The following is a 12022-nucleotide window of genomic DNA, read 5'->3' on the forward strand; positions in this document are numbered from 1 at the left end:
CTATTGATGAGTTCAGACACGGGTGGAGTCATGCCTGGGTGGGGTGAAGAAAGCCACCTTAACTCCGGTGCGGCTCAGCCTTGCTTGTCGCCATCTTGATACTCAAGTGCCTCAAATTCTCAAAGAGTGTGGATCGTTATCCGTACCATGAACCGTCTTCCTCCTGAGGCTGTATAAGGAATACAGCGCATCGGCAAGCAGTGACCCCGTGGCATGCGAATTGATGCTGTTGCTGTGCGGTTTCGATGACTTGCGCTCCGGCCAAGGCGTTGAGTGGAAACCGAAGCCGGGGCGGTTGCTTGGTTGCCAAAGAAAATCAAACGGGAAGATGGGTCGTAATCGACCCTGTTGGGAGGGAAATGCCATGCGAATGCTATCTATTGGACTGTTGACCGGTGTGTTGGCCCTGGGACTGACTGGCTGCGGCACCACCACCGGCGAACGAGCGCTGAGTGGCGCCGGCCTGGGGGCAGCCGCCGGCGCCGGTACCGCCTACATGACGGGCGGCAGCGTGACCCGGGGCGCGATGATCGGTGGCGGCCTGGGCGCTGCCGTCGGTGCGGCCACCAATCGCGATGACATCGACCTGGGACGCTGGCGTCGCTAAGGAAGCGCTGAACAAATCGGCGAGCGGGATGAAGCACAAGGCGCACAGGAACAGGAGCATATGGGGTATATGTGATGATTCCGCGCACCGCGCAACGCAGTGATTCGCTCGCGCAGGCATTTGTGCAGCGTTTCCCTAACGCCACTCCAGGTCCACCGCGATCGGATCATGGTCCGAGGAGCGGAAGGGATCAGGACGGAAGTGGGGTGCTGCGCTGTCCGACCCGTCATAGCCGAGGAATGGCGGCTCGTCGGCATTGATGTGCCACGGCCGCACCTCCGTCACTGCCGCGGCCAGTTCGGGGCTGGCCAGGGCATGGTCCAGGTAGCCCGACTCGCCGCGAAACACATAGCTGTAGCGTCGCTCCGGCGGCAGTTCGCGGGCGATCAAATTGATCAGCCCTGCGTGGGTCAGGGTGCGGATCGGGTCCTCGGCGCCGTAGGCGTTGAGGTCGCCGGCCAGCAGCAGGCGCTCGTGTCCCTCGGCAGCAGCCAGGCGGTCGAGGAAGGTGTTCATGGCCTCGGATTGTTCTATCCGGCGCTGATTCCAGCAGCCCTGGCCGCGATCGATATCGCCGCTGGGCGGACATCCGGACTTGGACTTGAAGTGGGCGGTCACGACGCCGAAGGCCGGGCCGCCGTTCACGCTGCGGAAGAAGGCTGCCAGCGGCGGGCGATGATGGGCAGGGTCGTTGTCGGCATAGAGCTCGCTCACGGCCTCTACCCGGTCCGGCCGGTAGATCAGAGCGAGCTTGATGGCATCGCTGCCGCGGTCGGCATCCCCGCCCACCGCACGATAGCGAACGCCGGTACGCTCGCTGAGCTGCTCGACCAGGTCGGCCAGGGCACGCGGGTCGTTCTCCACTTCCACCAGGGCCAGAATGTCGGCCTGCAGGCCCTCGACCGTAGCGGCGAGCTTGGCCCGCTGGCGCTCCAGCGATGCGGCGTTGTCGGCGCCGCGCTGGCCCAGGCTGATGAAATAGTTCTCCATGTTGAAGGTCGCCACCCGTAGCCGCTCTCCCGGCGCCGGCAGCGGCTGCGGGCGGGGGTTGGTGTTCTCGAATCGTGGCTCGCGGGTCGGGTGCAGGCGGTAGGCGTCGAAGGCGTGGGTGAGAATTCCGGTCAGGCCCTGAACGGTGCTGCCGACACGACGGGTGCCCTCCGCATCCAGATAGAGAATGGGGCTCGGATAGGTACGGTAGCTGCCGTCATCCAGCACGAGGATGTCCCGTTGCTGGGCCTCGCCGGGTGTATTCGTGGGTCGGAACAGGCGCTCGGTGGCCAGCCCCAGGGAGCCGTAGCGGGCCAGCTCGTCGTTGCCGGTGACGGTCAGCGTCTGCGGAAACGACACAAGCAGCCCTTCCTGGCGTGACAGCTGCTCCTCGCTGAGCGGCCAGTCGGCTGCAAGCGGCTCGGGTAGTTGGTCGCTAGCACAGGTCTCGACCCGTTCGACACGCTCCAATTGCACCTGGCCGCGGTACTCACCGGTCCGGGCGTGGAGTTGCAGGTGGCTGCCGGGAGCGATGAGCGCCCCATCGCTCGGCGTGGCGCCAGGCATGTAGACGAACAGGCCGACGGGGCCGTGCTCCGTCGCCTGCTGCAGATAGAAACCGTTCAGCCGCTCGCGGCCGAGAAACGCGCCCGTCACCACGCCGTCGACGACCACTTCCCGGCCGGCGGGCAAGGCCGTGCGCTCGCCAACGCCCTTGATGGCGGCCAAGTCGGTGCTGGAGGGATCGGGGCAACCGGCTGTCGCCGGTGAGCTCGCCAGCAGCAGGGTCAACAGCAGGGCGAGTGGTCCTGTCTGGCGGGTCACGGCATGGGATCGGCGCTGGTCGGATAAAGTCATGGAATAGCGCTCATGAGATAAGCACCATCACCACGCCGTAGGCCGCCACGCCCGCGGCCACCGGCCAGCCCAGGGTGCGCTTGTACCACCATACGGCCAGGGTCGCCAGTACGCCGATGGCGGTGGCCAGCCAGGAGGTGACACCGGGTGTCACCGGCATCAGCGACACGCCGAACAGGGCGGCGATCATCAGCGGACCGAGCAGGCCCAGCCACTGGGGCATGGCCTCGAGGCCGTCATCGCCGCCCTGGCGTTCGAGACGGCGCTGCATCCACAGCAGTGGCAGCAGGCGTATCAGCAGGGTACCCAGCGCCGAGGCGAGCACGGCGATCCACAGGGCGCTACTCATGTCGCTCTCCTTGCGTGTGCTCAGTCTTTTGGCAGTGGTCGAACTTGACGAGCTGGAAGCATAGCGCGCCGCAGACGGCGGCGAGGGGAACCGCCACGTTGGTCAAACCCAGCAGCGTCAGCAGCAGGGCGCTGGCAATGGTCAGGCCAAGAGCCAGGCTCCAACGCCGCGAGGTGAAGCGCGGTGCCACCAGCACCAGGAACAGCGCAGGCAGGGCGAAGGGCAGGATCTCACCCATCAGGGCCCAGCGTGCGACGAGTTCACCGCCGGCCACCGCACCCAGCGCCGTGCCGCCGATCCAGCTGAGCCAGGCCAGCAGCGCGGCGCCGGTGTACCAGCCGAGGCGCTGGGCGGCGGGCAGTTGCGGCAGACGAGCGTGGGCCAGGGCGAAGATCTGGTCGGTGAGGCCGTGCATCAACCAGGGCCACAGGCGGCTGGTGGGCAGCCAGGGGGCCAGGTTGGGGGCGTAGACCACATGGCGCAGGTTGATCAGCAGGGTCATGGCCACTACCAGCCAGAGCGGCGCACCGGCGGCCACCATGCCGACGAACAGGAACTGCGAGGCACCGGCATAGATGAGCGTCGAGATCGCCACGGCTTCCCAGGCGCTGAAGCCGGCTTGGGTGGCGATCAGCCCGAAGGAGATAGCCACCGGGATATAGCCGCCGAGCAGCGGGATGGCCTCGCTCATGCCGGTCAGCCAGGGGCGGGTAGGCGAGGCAGCTTGCAGGCTCATGACGCGGGTTCCTCGTGATAGACGACGCTGAGCAGCAGCGTGGCCCAGGTGTCTCCGGTGCGGTAGAGATGGGGACGGTCCGCGGCGAAGGTGTGGGTCTCGCCGGCTGCTAGGGTGCGGGTGTCGCCTTCCGGCCCGGCCTCCAGGGTGCCGCTGATCATGGTGAGCGTTTCCCGGGCGCCGGGGGTGTGGGGCTCGGCAAGGCGCAGGGTATGTGGTGCGCAGCGCATCCAGTAGGCATCGACCTGAGGATGATCCTTGCCCTGGTCGAGCAGGCGGACCTCAACGCCGTCCTCGCCCAGGGGCACGGCGATCGGTGCGACTAGGGTGCCGAAGGGCACCTTCAACTGCACTGCCAGGCGCCAGATGGTATCCAGGGTGGGGTTGCCGTTGCCCTGCTCGAGGCGACACAGGTTCGACTTGGCGATGCCGGCGGCAGCGGCCAACTGCGATAGCGACATGCCCTGCGCCTGGCGCAGTTCCTGCAGGTGTCGGCCCAGGGTGCCGAGCGCGAGCTTGTCCAATGGAGTTTGCCTCCGGCTGTTCCTTTTAATGAACGTTCTATAAAAGGAACAGCTGGCTGTCAACTCTCATTTTCAGCTTCCATAGGTCAGCTCCCGTCTCTCGGCCCATGCATCGTGATGCGTTCGTGGCGTTAGGCTCTGTCTGAAAAGTCGGTGAGCGCAGCCAGTTTTCAGGCAGAGCCTAGACGAACTCCGAATCGTCGGTCCTGACGGTCACGCCGCCTTCCTCGCCCGGCACCATGACCATGAACTCGCCGTTACCGAGGTAGGTGACGTCGTGACCGTCATGGGTGCGAAAGAGAGGCGTGTCGCCGGTAGCGCCGGCGTGCTGAAGTTCGCTGAGTTCGCGTGCGCTGGAGAAGATGTCGATCATGTATTCGCGGCCCTGGTCGTCGAAGGCCATCACGGTTCTTTCGTGCTGGGTCATGGCGTAAGCCTCTCGAAAAGTGTCTCCCTTACCCATAGCACACGGCGTCGGCTTGGCGAGTGCTCCGCATCATCTAGGCTGTAGGCGTAACGGGTCATTTCGACGCCAAAGGAAACATCATGCGCAAGGTGAGGCGACTGAAAGGCAAGGGAATCTGGCTGGTCTGGGGCGTGGTAGCGCTGTGCTATCTAGTGCCCTACACCCTGCTCAGCGACGTGGCGCGCTGGTACAGCAGTTTACTGTTCTGGGCGACGCGGTGCCTTATACCGCCTGGCCGCGGCTTGCCGGGTGCAGGAAGTTGCGCCCCGGGTGGTCGCGGATCGCCGCGGGCGCTAGCCTGACAGGCACGGGCAAGCATCTCGAATCACGCAAACGGAAGGTGACATGGGCAAGACCTATCGCGAAGGGCCGATCATCCGCTCCCTGCTGGATACCGACTGGTACAAGCTGACCATGATGCAGGGGGTGCATCACCAGTACCCCAATGCCAGCGTCACCTGGGAGTTCCGCTGTCGCGATGCCGAGCCCCTGGAGCGCTACATTCCAGAGATTCGCGAGCAGATCGATCGCCTTGCTACGCTGCAGCTGTCCCGCGAGGAGTCGGCCTACCTGGCGAGCTTTCCCTACATGTCGCCCGACTTCATTCGCTTCCTGGAGCTGTTTCGCTTTCGGCCGGAGTACGTCCGGGTCGGCATGCAGGGCAGCGAGCTGTGCATCGTCATTGATGGGCCCTGGTCGCACAGCATCCTGTTCGAGATCGTGATACTGGCAATCATCAGCGAGGTGCGCAATCGCACGCTCTACCCGGATGTTCAGGTCGACCAGGCCGTCGCGCAGCTGCGGCGCAAGCTCGCGGCACTGCGCGAGGCCTACACCCCCGAGCAACTGGCGAGCTTCAACCTGGCCGACTTCGGCACGCGACGGCGGCTCTCCCAGCCGGTGCAGGAGGCGATCGTCGAAGTCATGGAGGCTGAATTTCCGGGCAACTTCGTCGGCACCAGCAACGTCGACATCGCGCGTCGCCATGACATCAGCCCGATGGGCACCATGGCCCACGAGTGGGTCATGGCGCATCAGCAGCTGGGCAGTCGCCTGATCGACAGTCAGCGGGCCGCGCTGGAAGCCTGGGTGCAGGAGTATCGCGGCTACCTGGGCATCGCGCTGACCGATACCGTCACCCTCGATGCCTTCCTGCGCGACTTCGATCTCTACTTCGCCAAGCTCTTCGACGGGTTACGCCATGACAGCGGCGACCCGCTGTGGTTCGCCGAGAAGTGCATTCGTCACTACGAGTCCCTGGGCATCGACCCGAAGACCAAGACGCTGATCTTCAGCGACAGCCTGACGTTCGACAAGGCCATGCGAATCAAGACGGCGCTGGAAGGACGGATCAGGACCAGCTTCGGCATCGGCACCAACCTGACCTGCGACGTGCCGGGGGTGAAACCGATGAACATCGTGATCAAGATGGTCTCGTGCAACGGCCAGCCGGTGGCCAAGATATCGGATTCACCGGGCAAGACCATGTCGCGTGACGAGAGCTACGTGAGCTATCTCAAGCACGTCTTTGGCGTGAAGGAGTGAGGGGGCCCTAAGGCAGAAGCGTTCGGTGTGAGAGGTGGCAGGCCGCTGATCGGCCCGCCGTGAGACAACAAGGCGTTAGCCCGCCTTCTTGTTGATGTCCTGCTTGGCCAGCTTGCTCAGCTTGTCATCGGTGGACTTCTCCTCCTTGAGCGTCTCGGCCAGGATCTCCTTGGCCTTGGTATGGCCCAGCTGTTCGGCCAGCTCGCATAGCGTGCCATAGGTGGCGATCTCGAAATGCTCCACCTTCTGGGCGGCGGCGATCAGTCCGGCATCGCGCAGGGGCCCCTTCTCGGTGGCGTCGACCAACTCTTCCCCCTCCTGGATCAGGCTCTCCATGGCGTGACTCTTGAGCCGCTTGATCCGGATATCGGGAATGGAGTCGGCCGCCTGCTCGATGCGCTCCAACTGGCCCTGGGTCTCCTCCAGATGATGCTCGAACGCCTCGACCAGCTTCGGGTCATCGGCAGCGCGTGCCATCTTGGGCAGTGCGCGAGTGATCTGCTTCTCGGCACTGTTGGTTTCCGACAGCATGCGCATGAACAGTTCCTGAGGGCTAGCGATCTTCATGGATCCTCCTTTTTGCTTGGTAACCATTCCTTTGTGTGGCCCGTTCAACGTAGCAATGCTTCAGGCTTTACACGGTGTCCATCGGTTGCTTTATGTGACGCCAGCGTTGTGCGACGAGCGATATCGACTCAGGCGCCGTCGTCCTCGAGTGGCGCCAGGCGGATCAGCTTGCCGTCCGCTTCGTCGGTGAGTACGTAGACTCGGCCATCCGGCCCCTGCTCGACGTCGCGGATGCGAGCGCCGAGCGGAAGGCGCTCCTCGTTCGCTACCTCATTGCCATTCAGGGTGAGGCGCACCAGCCCCTGCTCCGAGAGTCCGCCGATCAGCATGCTGCCCTGCCACTCCGGCAGGGCATCGCCGGTGTAGAAGATCATGCCGGAGGGGGAAATCACCGGCGTCCACTGCTTGACCGAGCCGGCGTAGTCGCCCTCGTCGCTGGGGTCGGGGATCTCCTCGCCGTCGTAGTGCTTGCCCCAGCTCACCTCGGGCCAGCCATAGTTGCGTCCCGCCTCGGGCCGGTTGAGCTCATCGCCGCCCAGCGGGCCGAACTCGGCGACCCACAGCTCGCCCGTCTCGGGATGGATGGCGGCGCTCTCGATATTGCGGTGGCCGTACGACCAGATCTCGTCGCGGGCCTCTTCGTCATCGAGGAAAGGGTTGCCGTCGGCTGGCGTACCGTCATCGTTGAGGCGCACGATGGTACCCAGATGGTTGGACGGATCCTGGGCCGGGTCGAACTGGAAGCGTTCGGCCAGGGTGAGGAAAAGCGTCTCATCGTCGGCAAAGACGATGCGGCCACCGAAGTGGTTCTCGTGCTCGACTCGCGGCTCCATGCGGAAGATCACCTCGAAGTCCTCGAGCCGGTCGTCGTGCAGTCGACCGCGGCCCAGCGCGGTGGTGGCGCCCCCACTGCCGGGGTCGGCGAAGGAGAGGTAGACGTACCGATTGGAGGCGAAGTCGGGATGCAGGGCGACATCCAGCAGCCCGCCCTGGCCCTGATTGAACACCTCGGGAACGCCCTCGAGCGGCTCGGACAGGGTTTCATCCTGCGAGAGAAGACGCAGGCGACCCTCACGCTCCGTGATCAACAGTCGGCCGTCGGGCAGAAACGCCATGCCCCACGGATGAACGAGCCCGTCTACCACGGTTTCGAGACCCAGGGCGCCGGCCTCCGTCTGTACGGACTCTTGCGGCTGCGCCAGGGCGGGTGACGACAGGGAGAGGGCCGCGGCAGCCAGGCCAAGCGCGGCGGTAGTGACGGTACGTGTCATGGTTTCCTCCTTGGAAGGGCATTACCCTCAAGGTAATCGCTGTGTCCGAGGTAACAAGCGCAGCGTCATGAGGTACAGCAACCCCAGCCTGGGCGATCTTGCGCAGCCTTCAAAACCGATGCGTGTAGTTGAGCATGGCAGCTATCTCATCGTCGGCATTGCGGTCGTGTCCCGGTTCGATGGAATAGAGCAGATTGAGCTGCAACCGGGTGTGTTCCGAGGGCAGCAGCGCATAGCCGAACTCGAGATCGCGTTGCTGCCCGGAGGGAGCCAGCGAGACCTGAACGTCGTCGCGCAGCACCTTGCCGTCCAAGGTGCGTCCGGTGGGTATTTGCAACTCCGCCTCGCCATCGGCAAGACGCATCGGCTGGCGCAGGGCGAAGGCAGCTTGATGGCCTTTACCGTGCCACTGCAGGCCGAACGTGGTTTCCCGGGTACGGATGCCCTCGATGGACTGGATCAGCCCACTACCGCTCATCTCGCCGCGTCCTTCCTCATGGCTGGCGAAAGCGGTGAGTGAGTCGCCAAGGCGATAGTCCAGTTGAACGCGATGCAGGTCCAGCCGGTTATCCTCGCCCATTGCCAGAGCTCCCGTACCCTGGGCACCGAGCAGGCCGCGATCTTCGCGCCTGACCCCGGCGCCTGCCGTCAAGGTCAGGCGTTCGCTCAGCGCCAGGGCCAGGGAAATGCTGGAGCGGTCGGCATGATAGCGATCCGTCAGGGGTGTCGTTTCTTCAGGCGAGCTGCCGGACCAGTGCTCGGCCAGCAGCGACACGTGCTGATTGAAATCGAGGCGATGACGAACACCGGCGATCCGGTCTAGCCCGCGGGTGATGGCCGTGCCGCCCTGGAAGGAGAGCATCGGCATGAAGCCGGCTTCGACTTGGGGGCTCATGGGGTTAGGCTCATCGCCGCGGAACTGGAACAGCGACCAACGGTGCCGGCCGATGCGACCGTCCAGCCTGGCGGCGGCGGTGTCGCCGAAGGCGTCATGGCGTGCAAAGAAGCTCATATTGTCGAACTTGCCGCGCGTCTCTTCACGATGCCCCTGGGTTGCTACCGCCATGTGTTCCATGCGGCGATGCATCGAGCGGTTGCGCTCGATGCGTTGCGATACATGGCCTGAAAGGTCGGTGCGGTAGTCGCGACCGAGCTCGTCGAAGACGGCAACTTCCTTCAGCACGCCTGACGTCTCCAGCGCATCGCCATAGGCGGCCGAGAGCTGGGCAGCACTCCGCTCGAGCGGTTGTCCGCCCTGGTCGACGCTGTCGCCGGTCGGCATGACCAGTTCTCCTTGAGGCTCGAGGGCATCCTCGAGGCTGGCCTCGCCCTGGCCCAGATAGAAATAGCCACAGTTCACGTTGCCGCTCTCTCCGCAGTCGTTTCGGGCATAGAGCGGCGATGTCCGGTCGGCGGTGTCCAGCAGCAGCTGCGACACCTGCGTGGCGTCCAGGTGCGGCCACAACTCGATGATGGCGGCCGCATAAGCGCTGACCCGCGGGGCCGAAAACGAGGTGCCCTGGCCCCAGCCGTAGCTATCGTCGGCGTCGTCCAGCGCCACCAGCGTCCGCCAGGGGGCGGTGAGAAATCGCGACTGCCAATTTGCGTCGGTACCGGGAAAATTGCTGAGTGGGGCTTTTTCCACCTCATTCGTGTCGCTTCGGGTCGAGCCGCCGACGATCAGCATGCGCTCGAAGAGATCGGTATGCTGGTGAATCGGACGTTCGGCCTGCAGCGCTTCGCCCTGGTTGCCGGCGGCGACCACATACACCGAGCCCAGGCCGTCGTTGGCGGTTACCATGCGGCGCAGCGAATCGAGGGATTTACGCCCCAGGTAGCTTGCCGTTGTGCTGGGGGCTTCGAGGCGACCGCTATAGCTATGATTTATCACGCGTGAACCCAGGTCGGCGAGATAGCCGGTGCTGTAGTCCATCACGTTGGCATAGCTATGTGTCTCGTCGTCTCGATTGACCTTGGCCAAGTGGAGACCATGATCGCCGGGCGCCAGGTCTCGGGTATCACGCGATAGGCTCACCACCGACGCCACCGCCGTGCCGTGCCGGCTCGCTGTGCTGACGTCGGGGTCATCGGGTTCGGCGACGTTACTAACCGTCGCCAGCCGTGGCTGTAGGCTTTCATGAGAGAGGCGAAACCCTGAATCGGCCACACCGACGAATACCGAATAGCGGCCATCGGGGGACTCGACATCCGGGTCGGGATCGACGGGGCTCGGTTGCAGGTCGTGCGGTGGCGGGGAGGGAGGGGGAGCGTCTCCGTTCGATGGCGAGCTGCCGCCGCCGCTGCTGCACCCGGCCAGCGATAGGGCGAGCAGCATCCCTGCCAAGCGGGCATTGGTGTCGCGTCCTTGTGCCATGCTTGCTCCTAAGTCCTTGTCGTTATTGCGGTACTGTGGCGAGAGTGGCTGCCAGGCGCTGCCAAGTACACCGCATCTGACAAGCATAGGAGGAAGGCGACGGTAACTTCGTCACCCCTCGGTGACGAAATATCTCGCCCGGTAAGCGTCGTTAGCGGACCTCCGACAGGGCATCTATAACTGTGGACAGGCAAGTAACGAAAGGAGTCGTTATGCAAGCGATATGGACGCTGGGCAGCAGAGGCGTGGCCGAACATCCGCCCCTGGTCGAGGATGCCGAAGTGGATGTCGCCATCGTCGGCGCCGGCATCACCGGGCTGACCGCTGCACTGCCACTGGCCGAGGCCGGTCTCAAGGTCATGGTACTCGAGGCGGGTACGGTGGGAAGCGGGGCTACGGGGGGCTCTACCGGCAATCTCTACACCACGCTGGCCTCTGGGCAGGCGCCGCTGCGCCACAAGTGGGGCGATGAGGTGGCCGCCGAGGTGGTACGAGCCAGGACCGAGGCGCTCGACCACATCGAGGCGCTGGTGCAGCGCTTCGTCATCGACTGTCAGTTCCAGCGCCAGCCGGCCTATCGCCTGGTGACCGAGGAGCGTCAGCACGCCGGGCGTGATTTGAACGAAGAACTCGATGCGCTGGTCAGCGCGGGGCTCGATGTCGAGACGGTTGAGGAGGCCGGATTACCCTTCGATAGCTGGGGCGTTCGTATCGCCCACCAGGCCCAGTTCAACCCGCTGCGCTACGTCGAGGGGTTGGCCGATGCGCTGCTCGGCGAGGGCGTGCTGATTCTTCAGCACAGCCCGGTGCGAGAGATCGACGCTGACAAGGGGCGACTCAGGACCGACACAGGCAGCATCAGTGCGAAGCACATCATCCAGGCGACCCACACGCCGAAGGGCATCAGCCTGGTGCAGGCGGGTATGCCGGTGTCGCGAGAGTATGCGGTGAGTGCCCGGCTACGCAGCGGCGACTATCCCGAGGGCATCTTCTGGGTGCTCGATCCCTTCCACTCGCTGCGCAGCTACCGCCACGGCGACGACCACTACCTGATGGTCATCGGCGAGAAGCACCCGCTCGGCCATCACCAGGTCGAAGCCTATCGCAACCTGCGTGACTATCTCGACGCCCGGTTCGACGTGGAGAGCTTTGCTCAGCAGTGGTCGGCCCAGCAATATACCTCACCGGACGGGCTGCCCTACATCGGCCGCATGCATGGCCACGACAACCTGTACATGGCCACTGGTTTCGCTGCCGACGGCCTGGTCTGGGGTACCCTGGCCGGGATGATCATCGCCGACCAGGTCCTCGAACGCGAAAATCCCTGGGAGGCACGCTTCGGGGCGCGGCGCATCACCCCAGGGAAGTCCGCACGTCAGTACGTCAAGGAGAACGTCAGCGTCACCAAGCATATGGTGAAGGACTACCTGGGCACCGAGAAGCTCGAGAGCGTCGAGTGCATCGGACCGGGGCAGGGTCGAGTGGCGACCGTCGATGGCGAGAAGCTTGCCATCCACCGCACCGAAGCAGGCGAGCTCAAGGTGCTGTCCGCGGTGTGCCCGCACATGAAGTGCATCGTGCATTGGAATCCCAGCGAAGCGTCGTGGGATTGCCCCTGCCACGGCAGCCGCTTCGATACCGACGGCGAAGTGATCGAAGGCCCCGCGTACCATTCCTTGGCCAAGTGCGGTGGACGCGACTAGCGGGTTCGTCTCGTAGTACTCCGAACGTCCCC

At 64.5% G+C, this 12022-nt stretch carries 12 protein-coding genes; 4 read left to right on the forward strand and 8 right to left on the reverse strand.

The genetic code is table 11. The features are described 5' to 3' along the window. Positions 1-370 precede the first annotated feature (370 nt). Entirely contained in the window at positions 371-607 is a 237-nt protein-coding gene (locus HNO53_RS05795; RefSeq protein ID WP_209478532.1) for a hypothetical protein, read from the forward strand. 135 nt (positions 608-742) lie between these two features. Here the strand turns inward: HNO53_RS05795 and HNO53_RS05800 are convergent, their stop codons facing one another. The 5 genes from HNO53_RS05800 to HNO53_RS05820 form a co-directional block, all read right to left on the reverse strand. Next, positions 743-2455: an ExeM/NucH family extracellular endonuclease gene (locus HNO53_RS05800; RefSeq protein ID WP_209476917.1), complete on the reverse strand. Its 1713-nt coding sequence runs from the start codon at positions 2453-2455 to the stop codon at positions 743-745. 10 nt (positions 2456-2465) lie between these two features. Further along, entirely contained in the window at positions 2466-2804 is a 339-nt protein-coding gene (locus HNO53_RS05805) for an AzlD domain-containing protein (RefSeq protein WP_209476919.1), read from the reverse strand. Further along, positions 2797-3540 (reverse strand): AzlC family ABC transporter permease, encoded by a 744-nt coding sequence (locus HNO53_RS05810; RefSeq protein WP_209476920.1) that lies wholly within the window; start codon positions 3538-3540, stop codon positions 2797-2799. The genes HNO53_RS05805 and HNO53_RS05810 overlap by 8 nt, the downstream gene beginning before the upstream one ends. Then, positions 3537-4064 (reverse strand): helix-turn-helix domain-containing protein, encoded by a 528-nt coding sequence (locus HNO53_RS05815; protein ID WP_209476922.1) that lies wholly within the window; start codon positions 4062-4064, stop codon positions 3537-3539. The genes HNO53_RS05810 and HNO53_RS05815 overlap by 4 nt, the downstream gene beginning before the upstream one ends. 181 nt (positions 4065-4245) lie before the next feature. Then, positions 4246-4491 (reverse strand): hypothetical protein, encoded by a 246-nt coding sequence (locus HNO53_RS05820; RefSeq protein WP_209476924.1) that lies wholly within the window; start codon positions 4489-4491, stop codon positions 4246-4248. Between the two features lie 119 nt (positions 4492-4610). Here HNO53_RS05820 and HNO53_RS05825 point away from each other — a divergent pair, with 119 nt between their 5' ends. Both HNO53_RS05825 and pncB read left to right on the forward strand, forming a co-directional pair. Continuing rightward, the gene (locus HNO53_RS05825) at positions 4611-4832 is read left to right on the forward strand and encodes a hypothetical protein (protein WP_209478751.1); all 222 of its coding nucleotides are present in this window, start codon (positions 4611-4613) and stop codon (positions 4830-4832) included. Positions 4833-4875: 43 nt separating this feature from the next. Beyond that, positions 4876-6075 (forward strand): nicotinate phosphoribosyltransferase, encoded by a 1200-nt coding sequence (gene pncB / locus HNO53_RS05830; RefSeq protein ID WP_209476926.1) that lies wholly within the window; start codon positions 4876-4878, stop codon positions 6073-6075. Positions 6076-6150: 75 nt separating this feature from the next. Here pncB and HNO53_RS05835 read toward each other — a convergent pair whose 3' ends face one another. From HNO53_RS05835 to HNO53_RS05845, 3 genes are all read right to left on the reverse strand, one after another. Continuing rightward, on the reverse strand, positions 6151-6642 hold the full coding sequence (locus HNO53_RS05835) for a YciE/YciF ferroxidase family protein (protein ID WP_209476928.1): 492 nt from the start codon (positions 6640-6642) through the stop codon (positions 6151-6153). 128 nt (positions 6643-6770) lie between these two features. Continuing rightward, positions 6771-7913 carry a PQQ-dependent sugar dehydrogenase gene (locus HNO53_RS05840; protein WP_209476930.1) on the reverse strand — a complete coding sequence of 381 codons (1143 nt, stop codon included), beginning with the start codon at positions 7911-7913 and terminating at the stop codon, positions 6771-6773. 109 nt (positions 7914-8022) lie between these two features. Further along, on the reverse strand, positions 8023-10287 hold the full coding sequence (locus HNO53_RS05845) for a S8 family serine peptidase (RefSeq protein ID WP_209476931.1): 2265 nt from the start codon (positions 10285-10287) through the stop codon (positions 8023-8025). 212 nt (positions 10288-10499) lie between these two features. Here HNO53_RS05845 and HNO53_RS05850 point away from each other — a divergent pair, with 212 nt between their 5' ends. Then, positions 10500-11990, forward strand: a complete 1491-nt coding sequence (locus HNO53_RS05850; protein WP_209476933.1) for an FAD-dependent oxidoreductase — start codon at positions 10500-10502, stop codon at positions 11988-11990. Positions 11991-12022: the final 32 nt, after the last annotated feature.

Origin of the sequence: Billgrantia antri, assembly GCF_017868935.1 — a bacterium.
Classification (GTDB): Bacteria; Pseudomonadota; Gammaproteobacteria; order Pseudomonadales; family Halomonadaceae; genus Halomonas; species Halomonas antri.